The sequence below is a fragment of the Weissella confusa genome, assembly GCA_041871065.1.
In the GTDB taxonomy this organism is placed as follows: domain Bacteria; phylum Bacillota; class Bacilli; order Lactobacillales; family Lactobacillaceae; genus Weissella; species Weissella confusa_A.
In genome coordinates this window covers 1,830,555-1,847,623 of record CP168942.1, presented here as the reverse complement: position 1 = coordinate 1,847,623, position 17,069 = coordinate 1,830,555, and the positions used below count along the sequence as shown (strand labels likewise).

Sequence of the window (17,069 nt, the reverse complement as noted above, 5' to 3'; positions counted from 1 at the left end):
GATAGAGAAAATTGTTTTCGAAGAGATTTAAAGGAGGCAACCTGAGTGGCGACAGCGCTAGAAACCTTGAAACAAACGTTTGGCTATGAGTCCTTTCGTGATGGTCAAGAAGAAATCATTAATGCCGTAATGAACGGCGAACGAACACTGGGAATTATGCCGACGGGTGGCGGAAAGTCACTAACTTACCAAATTCCAGCTTTGATGCTACCGGGGATAACAATTGTCATTTCACCGTTGCTATCATTGATGAAAAATCAGGTTGATGAGCTTCACGAGGCTGGTGTGCCAGCGGTGACGTTGAATTCGACACAAAATGACGACGAGTACCGCGCCGCAATGAACAGCTTGTTGAATGAAGAGGCAAAGTTGCTGTACATGGCACCTGAACGTCTCGGCAGTGAAGGAACGTACAACTTGTTGAACCGCTTGCCGATTTCGCTGGTCGTGATTGATGAAGTACACGTACTTTCGCAATGGGGTCATGATTTTCGACCAAGTTATCTGGCAGCAGTTGGCTTGATTAACAATCTGGAGTCAGCGCCACGTGTGATGGCGTTAACGGCCACGGCGACTGAGCGTGTTCAGGCCGACTTGGAAGAGATGCTTCACATTCAGCACACCGTCCGAACAAGCGTGGTGCGTGATAACCTAACCATTCGTATGGAAAAAGGGTTGAATAAGAAGGGCAAAGAAGACTTCATTAAGACTTATATCAAGGAGCACCGTGGTGAATCGGGGATTATTTATGCGCCAACGCGTAAAACGGTTGATGCGCTCACCGAATCGCTAACGGCCGCTGGCATCAATGCAGTTGGTTACCACGCAGGGATGTCGGATGAAAAGCGTGCACAAGCTCAGGACGATTTCATCTACGATCGCACCGATGTCGTGGTTGCAACTAATGCGTTTGGTATGGGTATCAACAAGTCGAATGTACGCTATGTCATTCACTATGGTATTCCGGGTTCAGTTGAAGCGTATTATCAAGAAATTGGTCGTGCGGGTCGTGATGGCTTGCCGTCTGAAGCGATTTTGCTATATGCTGCGGCTGATTTGCAGACGCAACGTTTCTTTATTGATAATAGTGATAATCAAACGCCAGAATATCAAAACTTGCAGCGTGTAAAATTGCAGGAAATGGCTAACTACGGTGCCACACAAATGTGTTTGCAACGTTATATTACCCGTTATTTTGGTGAAGATACGCCGGATTGCGGTCGTTGCTCAAACTGCTTGGATACGCGTGAAGCGGTGGATATCACAACTGATGCACAAAAGGTTTTGAGTCACGTTGTTCGCATGTTGAAGTCACGTGGCGGTGAGAATGGCTTTGGTAAGACGGTTACAGTTGAAACGCTTCGTGGTAAGGTGCCTGATAACTTTGCGTGGGCGAACCTGGATCAATTGCCAACGTTTGGCATTTTGCGTGGTACGCCACGCGTGCACATCATTAGTTTGATTGATTATTTGATTGCAGAAGGGTACCTACGTGTCACTGGCCAATATGCAGGATTGACGTTGGCGCCTGATGCAATGGCTGTTTTGAAGGGTGAACGTAAGGTGATGCGTCGTCAAGACATCCGCTCAATTGGTGATCGTGTGCGAGCTGGCTCACCAAGTACACGTGAGGATTTGGACGAGCAACAACGCGGCGTCTTCGAAGCGTTGCGTCAATGGCGTTTGGAGTTGGCGCGTGTGACGGAAATTCCGCCGTTCATCATTTTTAATGATCGTACTTTGGTGGAATTAGCCAAACAACAACCACTTAATGATGCGGAACTGATGACTGTTTCAGGAATTGGTGAAGCGAAAGCAGAGCGCTATGGCACTGATGTATTGCGTGTCATTGCTGAAAGCAAATAGAAAATAAAAAGGGTCGCCTAGACTTTGCAACACGCAAGTCTAGGCGACCCTTTATTTTTTAATGATTAAGCAACTTCAACAGCGATGATTTCAACTTCCATTGAAGCACCGTTTGGAAGTGGGACTTCAACTTGGTCGCCGACCTTCTTACCCATCAAAGCAACTGCGATAGGTGATTCGTTAGAAATCTTACCCTCAAGTGGGTTAGCTTCAACGGCACCAACAATCGCGTAAGTTTCAGGTTCTTCGTCAGGCAATTCCTTAAACGTAACCTTCTTACCAACTGAAACTTCATCGTCAGCAATTTCTGATGAGTCGATGATGATGGCGTTATCAAGCATGTTTTGCAACGTGTTGATACGTCCTTCAACGAAGGCTTGTTCGTCCTTAGCTGATTGGTATTCTGAGTTTTCTGACAAGTCACCAAAGCTACGGGCGATTTGAATACGTCCAGTAATCTCAGCACGCGTCTCAGTAATCAACGTGTTTAGTTCTTCTTCAATCTTGGCCTTTCCTTCGACCGTCATTGGAAATGTCTTTTCTTCAGCCATGTTTCTGGCCTCCTATGCAAGTAAATTTTATTAGTTTAATAAGTGTGTATACCCGAAGGCTTCAAATGCTACATTACCACGGGTATACGCGTGTGTAAAGGTTCACAACGCTAAGAGTTAGTAATGCAATGAGTGACGTCGCTTTTCGTTCTCTGACCAACCCAATCCAAGCATAAAGAGCAAGAAGCCTAAGCTAACGATTGCGCTTATCTTGAAGTATGGGGCGGCAAACTTAAACGTGACTGTATGCTCACCTGGTTTCAATGGTACACCAATAAAGAACTTTCCGACCGTTACGGTTTCGGTTTCTTTGCCGTCCACCATAACATGCCAACCATCGGCATTAGGAATGGTGGTCATTAGCAAACCTTGTCCCTTTGGCATATTGATTTTACCGCTGATTTCAGTTTCCGACTCTTTCTTAACTTGCAGACCGTGTTCCTGAAGTGATTGCGCTTGTGACTTGATCAAATCCTTGTCAGCGCTGTAGAGTGAAACATTTTGTAACCACAAATCATCCTTCTTTAGAACGAACGTTAGGGTTTGCTTTTGACCCTTTTGATAAGCCGGAAGCGGCACAATAATTGTGTGGCGATGACTTGGCATTGTCGGCAATGCCTTACCGTTCAATTGAATTTCGACATTGTCATTATTCACGGCATCACCAAGCGTTAGATAGTAAGGATTATCAGTCGTTGGCGTGTAAGTTAGGGTCAGTGACGCAACTTGTTTTTTGTTTTCCTTCTTCAGATAGGCCCCAGTAATCGTTGCTGGCGCAGGCACATTAGCAGCGGTTGAGCTATCGAAGTTTTCGCTTTTAAAGATATCGTCGTGTTGGTAACCGATTAAGGCGTTCCAAAAATCGTTTTGATTGCGAAGGGGATCGTTGTCTTTGAACGTCACGTTAAGTGCATTTGTGTTCGCAGCAAATGCAATCGGTAGCGCGTATGGGTTCTCAGACAAAATCGCCGTCCCAGTGTACTTAGTCATTTGATAAGTACCGTTGGTGTCGGTACGCTGGTAGGTTTGCATATTAGTAGGCGTACCTGGCGTATTTGGTTCTACGCCAGATGGCTGCAATAGGTAACGCATGCCCAGCAAACTATCAGTCAACAAGGTGCCACTGCTGTAGGCAATGTAATTATCGCCTTCTGGCTGGCCAATCGCTGCCATGAAATCACTTTGTTGGTGTTCCAAGGCAGAACTGAAAGTTGAGGCGCCATTGTAATGTCCTTGTAGCGGATCACCCTTGGTGCGTTGGAATGATTGGGCAACACGATAGAAATTATCCTGCTCGCTAGGCAAGTGCTTGGTAATCTTGTTTAAGCTCTTGATGTAAGTTTGATACTCAGTATTTGTCAGGTAGCTGAAATTATTCAACGTCCAAACGGTGCTGACGGTCATTTCACCAATCACAAGTAGACTCAAGATTGCTAACCACCAACGCGAACGATGTGATAAGGCATGCAATGCCAAAATCATGATAAAGAACGCATTACCAACTAAGAGTTGATTGAATGTCAAAAAGTTTAGACTGTCGAGACGGAAGTATAGGTACACATCGGTGGCAATTGCCAAGATAACGAGTGTGCCAATTTGTGTCCACGAGAAGCGCAGGGTTGGTGACCAGACCGAGGCTGCTAACCATAGCACCCAAAAACTAAAGACGTATGAGAAACGGTATGGATACCAAACTGGGAATTGGAACCCGTGCCACATCAAATCCAACGGTGCGTACATCATTGAAACAACTAGAAAAGCAGTTACAAGCAGAGCGGTTAGTCGCGTTTGCCAGCGAATTAAACGGTACGTAAAGAAGAACCAGAGAATGATAATTGGCAAACTACCGATAAAAATATTTGGCAGTCCTGAAGGCATTTGTTCGAAATTAAATGTCCCCAAGAACAGCTTTCCAAGAATATCGGGCGCTTGATATTCGAACTTCCAGCTCAGATTATCCAGCATGTGTTGGCCCTTACTGTTGAGCAAAGTATAACCAGTGGGTAACCAAACAATGGTTGAGAGGCCAATGCTAATGATGCTGCCAAAAATGAACTTGCTAGCGATGGTCCAACGTTCACGCAATGTGTATGGTTGCCAGAATAAACGCCAGAAAACGTACAACACTAGGAATAGGCCGATCATGTAGGCCATGTAGTAGTTAATAATAAAGATGGCTGTGAGTGGGGCGATAAATAGCCACGATGATTTACCATCCAAGTAGCGTTCAAAGCCGGCGATGATTAACGGTAGCAAAATCGCTGCGTCCAACCAAAGCAGGTTTAAATCATTCGCGACAAACCAGCCCATCATGGCGTATGTGACACCAAAAAGTGGTAAACGCCAACCGTTTTGCCAGCGCATCACGCGCAGCGCATAGCTAAAACTCCAACCGGCCAATCCGTATTTTAGAACCGTAATCAACAAAATTGCGGTTGGCAACATTGTATTTGGAAATGGTAGGAGAAGCAGATTTGTTGGGCTGAATAAATAGTAAGCCCAGTCACCATATGTTTCACCACCCAGCCCCTTGGCGAAGCTATAGAAAATATTGGTTGGGTTGTGGAGAATGGTTTGACGGAAATTTTCAAAAAAATCAATATATTGTTGGCCTAAATCGACGGTTAAGATTGAACTTGAACCGAACGGTGCCATGTGACGAAAGCCGAAATAGCTAGTCATAATCAAGAGTGGTAGTAAGAAACTAACCCACAATGCTTGTGTTGACGACCGCCATTTCAATGGATTAAAACGTGCGAACATGATTGTTTTCTCCCCGAAATTCAGATAGTTCTATTAAACCATATTCTGCAGTCGTTTATTAGGGTTGCTTTTGGTTAAAATCCGACAAGGGTTAAGGTTTGTTGGTCCGGTTTTATGCTACAATTAAACAATTAGATTATGGAAGAAAGGGTCAAGTTATGCAGTCACCAAAGCGACGTGGCAATCGTCGGTCAAAGAATGGATCATTAGCTCGAATTCCAGCACGTTTGAATGTGCTGATGGGTATCGTGGTTTTGATGCTCGGATTATTGGGCTGGCGATTGGTTACCCTACAAGTTACAGATAGTGAAACGTATAAGGCAGCCGTTAATAATGCTGAATCAAGTACTGAAAAAGTAAACGTGCAACGAGGCATGATATACGACAGTACTGGTCAAGTGTTAGTTGCAAACAAGGGATCACAAGCGATTACGTATACGAAGCCAAAGGGTGTTACCGAAGCTGAGATGTACGATATTGCCAATGAAGTTGCCAAGTATATTTCAATTGATACTGATCAATTGTCATCCGGAAATTATGCAACGTACTACATTCAAGATGCGAAGCGAGCTGCGAAGGTCGTTAAGGCAAGTGGTACGAAGACGGTTCCAGGGACAGATGATTATGTTGATGCTTTGAAGTCTTACGTGCAAAAGCATGAGGCTAAGTTCCCATTGAGCGATAAGCAAAAGAATGCCGCCATGATTTTCCAAAAGATGGCTAATGCGTATTCTTTGTCAACGGTCTACATTAAAGAGACTGGTGTCACGCAAGAAGAAATCGCCAACATTGGTGAGCGTCAGTCAAAGATGCCTGGTGTGCGTGTCGGTATTTACTACACACGTGACTATCCACAAGGTGATTCGATTAAGGCGTTGGTTGGCTCAACGTCAACTTCTAAGTCTGGTTTGCCAGAAGATAGTGTTAATAAGTTGCTAACGGAAGGGTATTCACGTGACGATATTGTCGGAACGTCATACCTAGAAAAGCAATATGAAGACACACTAAAGGGTACGAAGGGTCAAGTTGAAGTTCGCACCGACAAGGACGGCAAGACGACTGAAAAGACGACGTACGCCGGCCAAGCTGGTGACAGTTTGACGCTGACCATTAACTCAAAGTTCCAAAACGATGTGCAAAGCATTTTGGAAAACAACATTCCAGGCGGTATGACGACAGGTGCGTATGCGGTTGTTATCAATCCAAAGACGGGTGGTGTTTACGCAACGGCCGGTGTTAACCGCGATAACGAAACGGGTAAGACGACGCCGGATGCCCTTTCAACTGTTAACCAAGCGAACGTTGTGGGATCTGTAGTTAAGCCAGCGATGATTACAACTGGCTTCTTGAACGGCACAATCACAGCTGAAAACAATACCATTGTCGACCAACCAATCACGGTTGCCGGTACGGCAACGAAGTCATCATGGTTTAACCGTAACGGAAGCGGTAGCATGCCGTTGACGGCTGACACGGCCTTGATGGTGTCATCTAACTCATACGTTATGCAATTGATGTTGAAGATGGGTGGTTTGAATTACTATCCAGGTATGAGTTTGGGGGCTTTGCCAACTAGCGTGTTCCAAACAATGCGTGATGGACTTGCCCGCTTCGGTTTGGGTGTTAAGACTGGTATTGATTTGCCAGGTGAAATTACTGGTGTGAAGGGTTCAACAGCCCGTGAAGATATTGGTAAGGCGCTGGACGAATCATTTGGACAGTACGACACGTTTACCACGATGCAACTTGCACAATACGCTGCAACCGTTGCAAACGGTGGTTACCGCGTTCGTCCGCACATCGTTGCTTCTATTGAACAACGTGACGAATCGAACCGCGTTAAGACGCAGACGACTGTGCCAACAGAAGTGTTGGGAACGGTTGGCTGGACTGAAGCTGAGCGTAACTTGATTTGGAAGGGTATGGAAGAAGTTGTTCACAGTAGTTCTGGTTATGCCACTGGTACGCGTATGAAGAATGTGCAACCTGGTATTTATGCCAAGACTGGAACGGCCGAAACGACAACGAATGGTGTATCAACTTATACCAGTTCATTGATTTCATTCGTACCTAACTCTGATGTTGCCGTGGCCATCGTTGTGCCATCGGTTTACGAATCAGACGAAAACGTTAACCAACAAATTGCTATCCAAATCTATGAAGCGTTCTGGAAGGACGTTCAAGATTCTGGTTCAGCAACAAAGTAACTATGCTAAACTGATACCTATTAGTAGGTGTCAGTTTTTTGTTAGGGAAGAGGGTGGCAAAATGATTGATAAGAATGAAGCGCGTGAGATGGCTAAGGCCAATTTGGCGAAGTTGTCTGACATGCAACGAGCAGCGGTGATGCAACAGTTAACGCGTGCAGTGACGGCGTTGACGGCTTGGCAGGAAGCATCATCGGTTGCTTTAACCTTGTCGCAAGATGTTGAATTGCCAACACAGCTCTTGATTCAGACGGCCTTATTACAAGGGAAAACGGTGTATTTGCCAAAGGTCGCACCACAGCGACAACTCACCTTTATTCAAATCGATGAGTCAACCGAGTATGAACGCCACAGATTTGGTATGCTAGAACCAATTGGGGAACCGCTTGGGGATGTTTCGACGCTCGATTTTATCCTGGTCCCCGGTTTGGCCTTTTCAGCAGCTGGTGATCGACTTGGGTTCGGCGGTGGTTACTATGACCGTTGGCTTCCAAAAACGACCGGCGCAAAAATTGCGGTGACGATTCCAGATAATTACGTACCAACCCCAACTTGGGACATTGAAAAAACAGATCAACAGGTGGATGAAGTGATTGTTTTGCCACCTGCTTAAGGAAGAAAAGTATGATAGCAGAATTTAAACGCGCTTTTAAAGCGACACCCGCAACCAGTGCCTTGGTGGCATTTATGGTCGTGGTGTACCTCTGGGAAGCTTTGATTGCGCAGAGTTTTACCATTAGCTCCCGTGTTTTATATGAAACAGGTGCGCAGTTCGGACCAATCGTTCTTCATTACGGTGAATGGTGGCGGTTGCTGACGGCAGGATTTTTACACGTAACCGCTTCGCACTTAATCTTCAATATGATTACGTTGTACTTCATCGGACGCTTATTGGAATTGGAAATCGGTCATTGGCGTTTTCTAATCCTTTTCCTCGCAACGGTCATTAGTGGAAACTTGATGAGCTTAGCGTTTGGTGCGATGAATGTTATTTCAGCTGGTGCCTCTGGCGGCGTGTTTGGCTTATTTGGGGCCATCGTTAGACTGGGCTTGATGGACAAACGACGAGCCTATTGGCGTAGTCAGGCGAAACTGATGACCGCCTTTGTGTTGTTGTCAGTCATCTCAGCGCTATTTACGCCAGGGATTGATCTGGCAGCCCACATCGGCGGACTAGTCGGTGGATTCTTAATTGTGCCAGTGCTTATTTCAGGTTTTCACTATTCAGGCCTGTTCAAGATTGGCGGTGGCCGACGAGCACTAGCGTTGTTGGTGTACTTGGTGTTGATTGCCGTATTGGTCGGTATTGCACTGTTACGAAAGTAGGGGATAGATATGCAAACATTTTTAGACGTCCTAAACTTGTTGAAGAAATATGATATCTACATTCACGTTGGAAAACGCCTATGGGATATTGAGTTAGCAGCAATTGAAATCGACAATATGTATAAAGCTGGCCTACTTGATGCGAAGGAATATGCGCAAATCAAGTTGGTATTAAGGCATGAGCACGAGTTAGAAGAGAAGCAAGAAAGACTGCTATAATAGTATTGAAAACGTTTTCAATAAAACACTTGTTTTAATTCAGAAATTCGTTATAATAAATAATGTTGAAAGATAAGAAAGCGATTACAAAATATTTTTGTGAGAATGACGAGGAAAAATCATGGCTAAAGATAAGCTAATTGGTGTTGACCTTGGTGGTACGACTATCAAGTTCGCCATTTTGACTGCTGAAGGAGAAATCCAACAAAAGTGGTCAATCCGTACAAACATTTTGGATGAAGGGTCACACATCGTACCTGATATCATTGATTCAATTAACCACCACTTGGACTTGTACCAATTGGACAAGGATCGCATCATTGGTATCGGAATGGGTACACCAGGAACGGTTGATCTTGAGAACGGTACTGTTAAGGGTGCCTTCAACTTGAACTGGAAGGAAACACAAAACGTTCGTGAGCAAATCGAAGCTGGAACTGGTTTGCCCTTGACGATGGACAACGACGCCAACGCTGCCGCATTGGGTGAGCAATGGCGTGGTGCCGGAAACAACCAACCAGACGTTGCCTTCATTACGTTGGGAACTGGTGTTGGTGGTGGATTGATTAACGATGGTAAGTTGATCCACGGTGTTGCAGGAGCCGGTGGTGAGGTCGGTCACATGATCGTCGAGCCAGGTGGATACTTGTGCACATGCGGTAACTACGGTTGCTTGGAGCAATACGCTTCAGCTACTGGTGTTGTTCACTTGGCGCAAGACTTTGCAGAAGCCTACGTTGGTAACTCAAAGTTGAAGGCTATGGTCGACAACGGTGAAGAAGTAACGTCAAAGATTGTCTTTGACTTGGCCAAGGAAGGTGACTACTTGGCAAACGAAGTTGTAGACAAGGTTGCTTACTACCTTGGATTGGCTTCAGCTAACATCTCAAACATCTTGAACCCATCTTCTGTTGTTATCGGTGGTGGTGTTTCAGCCGCAGGAAAGTTCTTGTTGGATCGTGTTGAGAAGAACTTTAAGCAATTTGCCTTCAAGTCAACGCGTGACGTGACTGAAGTTAAGTTGGCTGAGTTGGGTAACGATGCTGGTGCATACGGTGCTGCTTCATTGGCCCGTAACTCAGATCGCGTTATTGCCTAATTAAATAAAGCAAAAATAAAGACGAGAATCAGCGAATGGTTCTCGTCTTTTTTTGTCGTGGTTTTGGAGTGTCGACGCGTTGCGCCGAGGCATGGGATTTGGTTGGGGTGGCGGTGCTCCGTCCTGCAATATAAGCTGGTGGCGAAGGAGTCCCATTCTCACTAAGCCTCAGCGTATTTCCGCGCCTGTCGGCTCGAAATCCACTGCTGCTAAGTGATAATTGGTGCTCCTGTCCTCGCTTGGTCACCGGCTAATATCGCAGGAGCTCCGCACCACCACCCCAACCAAATCCCATGCCAGCAGCTAAGATGTTCTATCCTGTCTAAGATAATCATGCACCAGAAACCAAATGGGCGAACAGTTCAACCTGCGGTAAAGTGGTGGATGTAACTCAAACAATCAGAGTATTACTTGGCTGCTGTGCTTGGCCCCGCCACGCGTATAGACACGTGCAGACCTTGACCCGCAGGTGTGGGTTCTTAGCGGGTTTCCGCTTAGAGCCACGGGAGGTAAAGGAGCACGCGCCAACGGCGTGGACTCCGCTCCCTGCAGGTCATGGTCTGGACGTGTTAGCGTGCCCTAGAAGGGGCCAAGCACTCCGGCCGTCAGGACGGACACTAACCACAAACTAAGCCGATCTGTAACAAACTTCCCAGAAAACGATGTAATAGTTGTAACAAACGGCCTGAAAAGTAATGAAAACACGAAAAAAGTTATTTTCAGAGTGGGGACTGTTTTTGAAGTAAATGTGAACACCGGAACAGTTGTGCCGAAATGACGCTGTTTATATGCAAATCAAATATGACCAATTTGTGCGTTACACGTTGTTTAGTCGCTGTTATATAACTGTTACGCCCCGTCGGTATTATTAATCACGTTGCTAGGGCAACGCATAACTAATACAAATTAAATCTTATTAAAACAAAGAAACAAACGCTTATATGAGCGACAGATAATTGGGGAGTTAATCATGCAAAACGTAAATTCACGCAAGAAGATGTACAAGTCAGGTAAGAACTGGGTAGCCGCAACGGTTGTTGCTGCAGCTGCTGCCATCGTACCAATGATTTCAACTGAATCAGCATACGCTAACGAAGAAGTGGCACAAACGACTTCATCATGGCGTGCAAAGACGGTTGATCAAGTGGTTGAAGCCGTTCAAGCCGCAGGTCAAAAGTACACGGTTCAAGCTGGTGATACGTTGTCAACGATTGCTTCAGCTACTGAATTGACTGCAGAAGAAATCGCTGCAGCTAACAACATCAACGACGCTAACTTCATTGTTATCGGTCAAGAAATCAACTTGACGAAGGAAGTTGCTGAAGAAGTTGTTGCTTCAGAAGCACCAGTTGCCGAAGAAGCTGCAGTTGAAGTAGCGCCAGTTGTTGAAGAAGCAGCACCTGTTGCTACTGAAGAAGTTGACGTTGCAGAGGCACCAGTTGCCCAAGAAGCACAACCAGCAGCGCCTTCATACAATGCTGACTACACTGCTGTACCAGGTAACTCATACTACGCTGGACAATGCGCGTGGTACGTTAAGAACCAATTGCCTTGGGTTGGTAACTTCTGGGGTAACGCCGCAGAATGGGCTAACAACGCAACTTACGCTGGCCGTGTTGTAGACACGAACCCAGCCGTTGGTACGTTTGCTGTTATGATGCCAGGTGTTGCTTACGCTTCATCATACGGACACGTGGCTGTTGTTACGGGTGTTAACGGTGACATGATCACAATCTCAGAAATGAACGCTAAGGGTGAATTCGTGGTTTCATCACGTACTATCCCTGCAGCAGGTGTTTTGTTCATCCACTAATTTGAAATGTATTGCATACGGGACATTGTCATCAATGTCCCGTTTTTTTGTTATCGTGATGTAACTTACTTGATATACGTACTTGCTATTATAGAAAGCATACGAGGCTCAGTCGTTGGACTGGCCAAAAACGTACAAAAAGGGAATATAAACAATATGATTAACTCTAAGATGAATGCTATGGCTAAGGGAATGGGAGCTGCCGCTTTGGTTGCCGCTGCTGCGATTTTGCCAATGACGAACTCAAACACTGCTGTATCAGCCGACGATAACGCAAAGCCAGCTACGGACGCTGCTTCATGGCGTGCAAAGACGGTTGACGACGTTAAGGAAGCCGTTAAGACTGCTGGTACGACTTACAAGATTCAAGAAGGTGACACGATTGACACAATCGCACAAGCAACTGGCTTGAAGGTGGATGACATCGTAAAGATGAACAACATCACGAACCCTAACTTGATCATCGTTGGTGAAGAGATTCGCTTGAACGGTTCAGTTGCACCTGCACAATCAAGTGTTGCAGCAGAACCAGCTCAATCACAAGCTTCATCTGCTGCGTCATCAGCACCAGTTGCTTCTGCAGCGCCTGCACAAACGTCAGTTGCAACTGCACCTGTTTCAACGGGTTCATTCGCTGATGCCGTTAACGCATTGAACGCAATCCGTACGGCTGCTGGTTTGTCACCAGTTTCATACGATGCTTCATTGTCAGCAACTGCACAATACCGTGCCGACATGATGGCAGGAAACGTTGACGCTGCGCACTTTGCACAATCATACGGTCACGAAGTTGTTGCTATTGGCTTCGGTGCTGGTTCAGCCGCTGTTAACGCTTGGTATGCTGAAACTGGTATGATCGACAACGGTTCACACCCACACACGCGTTGGGTATTGGGTTCATACTCACGTGTTGGTTTCGGTTACAACGCCGCTACTGGTACGTTCGTTGCTGAAGCGCAATAATTGAAGAAAAATCAAAGTCTGCCTAAGGTTGGCAGACTTTTTATTTTAGGTTTGATAGAATAGTACTTGACTGAAAAACGAAATGGGGAATTTAGTAGTATGTTGCAAGCATTGTTTGTCATTGTATTGCTTTGGATTCTTTGGACGGTTGGTACATTGGTATGGACGCGCGTAACGTTGAAGCGTGCGGCATCACTTTTGAACTCTGAAGAATTCGAAGCACAAAGTCGCGGTCACCAATTGATCGATTTGCGTGAGCCAGCTAAGTTTAAGGCAAAGCACGTGCTTGGTGCACGTAACATTCAATACGCTATGTTGAATGAAAACCACAGTGCTTTGCGTCAAGACAAGCCAGTCTTTTTGTATGACGAAAACATGCAAATGGCTGCGCGTATGGCGCGTAAGTTGAAGAAGGCGGGATACAACGATATCTACGTCTTGAAGAACGGTTTTGGTTCTTACACTGGTAAGACTAAGAGTAATTAAAAAAATACCCACTTACATTAACTGACGATGTTACGCCGGCTCATGTAAGTGGGTATTTGTTTATATTTTTAGATTAGAATCGTGCGCCGTGAGAGTGAGCAGCCTTACGAGCAGCCTTGCGCTCAGTCTCCTCAAACTTAGCCTCTTCTTCTTCCAAAGGCTTAACAGCAACCTTGTGGAACGTGAAGGCCGCAGCGGCAGCAGTTGCTAGCGTACCAGCAACACCAGTAAAAATCCCCAAACCAAACTTCTTCATGATGTGGTTCCTCCATATATTTGTTAAAATAAGTTTAACATATTTTAATTGAGTTTAATAACTGGGGTTTCTTGAAATGCAGATGAACAAATCATTAATTATCGCCCATCGGGGTGATCACACGGCTGGCCGCCTTGAAAATTCATTACCAGCTTTTGCTTCTGCAATTCAATTAGGCGCAGATGGCTTAGAGGTTGATGTGCAATTATATGAGGGTCGCTTAATCCTAAAACATGATATTGATGACGAGATGCCACCAGTTGTGGATGATTTTGCATCATTTTTGGCGTTGGTAAAAGAAACGAATTACCAAGGCCTATTGTTGATTGAGTTGAAGGGCAAGCGGGGCGCAACAGAATTGTACCGTGAGTTGCAAGCAGCTGAAATAGACGCACCAGTAATGTTGCAATCATTCCAAGTGAATGCTGTTAAAACGTGGCGCCAACTTGACGCAACGATGCCGTTAGGGCTGTTGCAACATCGTCCTAACCGTTTGAGCCGTCAACTGTTTCACGCCGGTGTGATTCAAAATAACAATTTGGACTACCGTTATTTACCGTTTGTCGTTGCACGTGCACGGAAAGCGGTCACGTATTGGTGGACGCCGACGATGGCTTGGGCGTTGCGATTGATGTTCATCGGGCGGGTTGCTGGTGTGATTACGGACGATGTACGTTTGGCCCAACAAATTAGAGATAGAGATGGAAAGTAGTATGGATAAGTTGATTGTGATTGTCGGTCCGACTGCGGTTGGAAAAACCGCTTTATCACTAGAACTAGCAAAGAAATTTAACGGTGAAATTGTATCGGGTGATTCGATGCAAATTTATCGTCAATTGGATATTGGGACAGCCAAGGCGACGCCCGAAGAACAAGCGGTCGCACCACATCATATGATTGATGTTGCTGACCCTGCTGAACATTATTCAGCGGCGCGCTTTGTGCGTGAAGCACAGGCTGCGATTGCGGATATCACAGCTCGTGGCAAAATGCCAATTTTGGTTGGTGGTACTGGCTTTTATGTCCAAGCGTTGCTAGGTGACCGTCCGCTGGCTGAGGTGGATGACATTACGGATGAGGCGTTTGTCGAGAAGTGGACGGCAATTGCTCATGAGCAGGGCGAAGCAGTTGTGCGTGATGCTTTACGTGAATTGGATCCGGTTAGTGAAGCGCGCATTCTGCCAGGACAAATTCGCCGTCTAGTCAGAGCGCTCTTAGTTAGTGATCACACTGGCAAGCCTTTTTCAGAACAGCCGCCTGAGCCAAAGCGTTTGTATGATGCCTGTATCATCGGGTTAACGACGGATCGACCAGTTTTGTACGAACGGATTAATACCCGTGTGGATGCGATGATTGCGAATGGCTTGCTTGAAGAAGCACGGATTGCGGCAACGTTGCCAGAAGATAGTACGGCTAAGAAAGCAATTGGGTATAAGGAATTGTTTGGTTACTTAGACGGTGTCGAAACACTTGAGCAAGCGAGTGAAGCGTTGAAGCAAGCCTCACGTCGTTATGCAAAGCGTCAAATGACATGGTTCAATAACCAGTTCACTGACATTCATTGGTATGACTTGGTACAAAACATCGCGACACTAAAGACGATTGAAAGTGACGTCGCGGGGTTCGTGTCAGAATAGCTGACATGAATAGAAAAATCTTCTAAAATAGGTGGTAACATGCTACTCATAGGGGGTCGGACGTATGGTAAGACGAGAGTTACGTCGCGATTTGGCAGTGTTGCCAATGAGCGTAGTGCGCGAATTGACGGGCTTATCAGATCGTCAGATTCGGTACTATGATCAGCAGGGACTCATTGAGCCACATAGAGGGGCCGGTAAGCAGCGACGTTTTTCATTAGATGACGTCGATCGTTTATTGGAGATTGCAGATTATCTAGATGCGGGATATTCGATTTCTGAAATTCATGAGGTTGATGCTAAAAAGCAACGTCGTGAAGCAGAAACGGTTAATCCGGATGAAATTAATATGCGTCACATGTTGGCTGATGAGTTGCTTAAGATTGGTCGTTTTAATAACGGTCAACGGAAGTTTTAGATGATGTGTTTTGGGATAAAGTAAAAGGAGATTACAATGGTTCGCAAGGCTTATACCAAGGATGATATTCGCAACATGATTGCTGAGGAAAACGTGGAATTCCTACGTTTGCAGTTCTCAGATGTTTTCGGCACAATTAAGAACGTCGAAGTACCTGTTTCACAACTTGAAAAGGTATTGGACAACAATTTGATGTTTGACGGTTCTTCAATCGAAGGATTCGTTCGTATTGAAGAGTCAGACATGTACTTGTACCCTGACCTTTCAACGTTCATGATTTTCCCATGGGCGACTGACTCACACGGTGGTAAGGTTGCACGTTTGATTGCAGATATTTACACGGCCGACCGCGAGCCATTTGCAGGGGATCCTCGTAACAACTTGAAGCGTGTTTTGAAGCAAATGGAAGACGCTGGTTTCAAGAACTTTAACATTGGGACTGAGCCAGAATTCTTCTTGTTCAAGCTTGATGAGCACGGTAACCCAACGATGAACCTAAACGATAAGGGTGGCTACTTCGATTTGGCCCCACTTGATTTGGGTGAAAACACACGTCGTGAAATTGTTTTGGAAATGGAAAAGATGGGCTTTGAAGTGGAAGCAGCCCACCACGAAGTTGCCCCTGGACAACACGAAGTTGACTTTAAGTATGCCGATGCGTTGGATGCAGCTGATAACATTCAAACGTTCAAGTTGATTGTTAAGACGATTGCACGTAAGCACGGTTTGTACGCAACGTTTATGCCAAAGCCAATTTCTGGTATCAACGGTAACGGTATGCACACGAACATGTCATTGTTCAATGAAGCTGGTAACGTCTTCTACGACGAAGCTGGTGATTTGCAATTGTCAAAGACGGCTTACAACTTCTTGGGTGGTGTCTTGGCGCACGCAGCTAACTTTACGGCAATCACAAACCCAACGGTTAACTCATACAAGCGTTTGACGCCTGGATTCGAAGCGCCGGTTTACGTGGCTTGGTCTGGTTCAAACCGTTCACCAATGGTCCGCGTCCCAGCTTCACGTGGTAACTCAACGCGTTTGGAATTGCGTTCAGTTGACCCAACTGCTAACCCATACTTGGCCTTTGCTGTTATCTTGGCAGCTGGTTTGGATGGTGTGGCCGGTGAAATGGAGCCAAACCACGCAGTTGATCGTAACATCTACTTGATGGACGAGGCTGAGCGTAAGAAGGCGGGTATCACTGATTTGCCTGATACATTGTTGGCAGCCGTTAACGATTTGGATACGGATGAAGTTATTAAGGCAGCCCTTGGTTCACACATGGCACGCACATTTGTGGATGCTAAGCGTTTGGAATACCAAGCATATCGCCAAGAAGTTTCACAATGGGAATTGGAAACTTATTTGGAGCAATACTAAAATTTCGTAAAAACTTCTTAAAAACAACGCCGTCCAGTCCGTGGTCGGCGTTTTTCTTTAAGTTTAGGTTGTATGATATATA

16 protein-coding genes are annotated in these 17,069 nt (G+C 45.6%); 13 read left to right on the top strand and 3 right to left on the bottom strand.

The genetic code is table 11. The features are described from left to right. Positions 1-45: 45 nt before the first annotated feature. Positions 46-1,866 carry a DNA helicase RecQ gene (gene recQ / locus ACAW68_08950; protein ID XGA15583.1) on the top strand — a complete coding sequence of 607 codons (1,821 nt, stop codon included), beginning with the start codon at positions 46-48 and terminating at the stop codon, positions 1,864-1,866. Between the two features lie 65 nt (positions 1,867-1,931). Here recQ and greA read toward each other — a convergent pair whose 3' ends face one another. Continuing rightward, positions 1,932-2,417, bottom strand: coding sequence for a transcription elongation factor GreA (greA, locus tag ACAW68_08945; GenBank protein XGA15582.1), 486 nt, complete (start codon positions 2,415-2,417; stop codon positions 1,932-1,934). 117 nt (positions 2,418-2,534) lie between these two features. Then, positions 2,535-5,180: a YfhO family protein gene (locus ACAW68_08940; protein XGA15581.1), complete on the bottom strand. Its 2,646-nt coding sequence runs from the start codon at positions 5,178-5,180 to the stop codon at positions 2,535-2,537. A 158-nt stretch (positions 5,181-5,338) separates the two neighbouring features. On the opposite strand from ACAW68_08940, the gene ACAW68_08935 reads away from it, so the two are divergent. From ACAW68_08935 to ACAW68_08900, 8 genes are all read left to right on the top strand, one after another. Continuing rightward, positions 5,339-7,387, top strand: a complete 2,049-nt coding sequence (locus ACAW68_08935; protein XGA15580.1) for a peptidoglycan D,D-transpeptidase FtsI family protein — start codon at positions 5,339-5,341, stop codon at positions 7,385-7,387. Between the two features lie 61 nt (positions 7,388-7,448). Then, entirely contained in the window at positions 7,449-8,000 is a 552-nt protein-coding gene (locus ACAW68_08930; GenBank protein ID XGA15579.1) for a 5-formyltetrahydrofolate cyclo-ligase, read from the top strand. An 11-nt stretch (positions 8,001-8,011) separates the two neighbouring features. After that, positions 8,012-8,713, top strand: coding sequence for a rhomboid family intramembrane serine protease (locus ACAW68_08925; protein XGA15578.1), 702 nt, complete (start codon positions 8,012-8,014; stop codon positions 8,711-8,713). A gap of 9 nt (positions 8,714-8,722) precedes the next feature. Then, on the top strand, positions 8,723-8,932 hold the full coding sequence (locus ACAW68_08920) for a YqgQ family protein (GenBank protein ID XGA15577.1): 210 nt from the start codon (positions 8,723-8,725) through the stop codon (positions 8,930-8,932). Positions 8,933-9,053: 121 nt separating this feature from the next. Next, on the top strand, positions 9,054-10,031 hold the full coding sequence (locus ACAW68_08915) for an ROK family glucokinase (GenBank protein XGA15576.1): 978 nt from the start codon (positions 9,054-9,056) through the stop codon (positions 10,029-10,031). Positions 10,032-11,001: 970 nt separating this feature from the next. Next, positions 11,002-11,844 (top strand): CHAP domain-containing protein, encoded by an 843-nt coding sequence (locus ACAW68_08910; protein ID XGA15575.1) that lies wholly within the window; start codon positions 11,002-11,004, stop codon positions 11,842-11,844. Between the two features lie 156 nt (positions 11,845-12,000). Then, positions 12,001-12,807 (top strand): CAP domain-containing protein, encoded by an 807-nt coding sequence (locus tag ACAW68_08905; GenBank protein XGA15574.1) that lies wholly within the window; start codon positions 12,001-12,003, stop codon positions 12,805-12,807. A gap of 99 nt (positions 12,808-12,906) precedes the next feature. Further along, positions 12,907-13,293, top strand: a complete 387-nt coding sequence (locus tag ACAW68_08900) for a rhodanese-like domain-containing protein (protein ID XGA15573.1) — start codon at positions 12,907-12,909, stop codon at positions 13,291-13,293. 73 nt (positions 13,294-13,366) lie between these two features. Here the strand turns inward: ACAW68_08900 and ACAW68_08895 are convergent, their stop codons facing one another. Next, the gene (locus tag ACAW68_08895; GenBank protein ID XGA15572.1) at positions 13,367-13,549 is read right to left on the bottom strand and encodes a DUF3042 family protein; all 183 of its coding nucleotides are present in this window, start codon (positions 13,547-13,549) and stop codon (positions 13,367-13,369) included. Between the two features lie 76 nt (positions 13,550-13,625). Between ACAW68_08895 and ACAW68_08890 the strand changes: the two genes are divergently transcribed. The 4 genes from ACAW68_08890 to glnA all read left to right on the top strand — a co-directional run bounded on the left by ACAW68_08890 (position 13,626) and on the right by glnA (position 16,987). After that, complete coding sequence (locus ACAW68_08890; GenBank protein XGA15571.1) at positions 13,626-14,261, top strand: glycerophosphodiester phosphodiesterase; 636 nt, start codon at positions 13,626-13,628, stop codon at positions 14,259-14,261. Between the two features lies 1 nt (position 14,262). Continuing rightward, on the top strand, positions 14,263-15,186 hold the full coding sequence (gene miaA, locus ACAW68_08885; GenBank protein ID XGA17021.1) for a tRNA (adenosine(37)-N6)-dimethylallyltransferase MiaA: 924 nt from the start codon (positions 14,263-14,265) through the stop codon (positions 15,184-15,186). Positions 15,187-15,250: 64 nt separating this feature from the next. Next, positions 15,251-15,604, top strand: a complete 354-nt coding sequence (locus ACAW68_08880) for a MerR family transcriptional regulator (GenBank protein ID XGA15570.1) — start codon at positions 15,251-15,253, stop codon at positions 15,602-15,604. A gap of 36 nt (positions 15,605-15,640) precedes the next feature. Continuing rightward, positions 15,641-16,987 (top strand): type I glutamate--ammonia ligase, encoded by a 1,347-nt coding sequence (gene glnA, locus ACAW68_08875; protein XGA15569.1) that lies wholly within the window; start codon positions 15,641-15,643, stop codon positions 16,985-16,987. Positions 16,988-17,069: the final 82 nt, after the last annotated feature.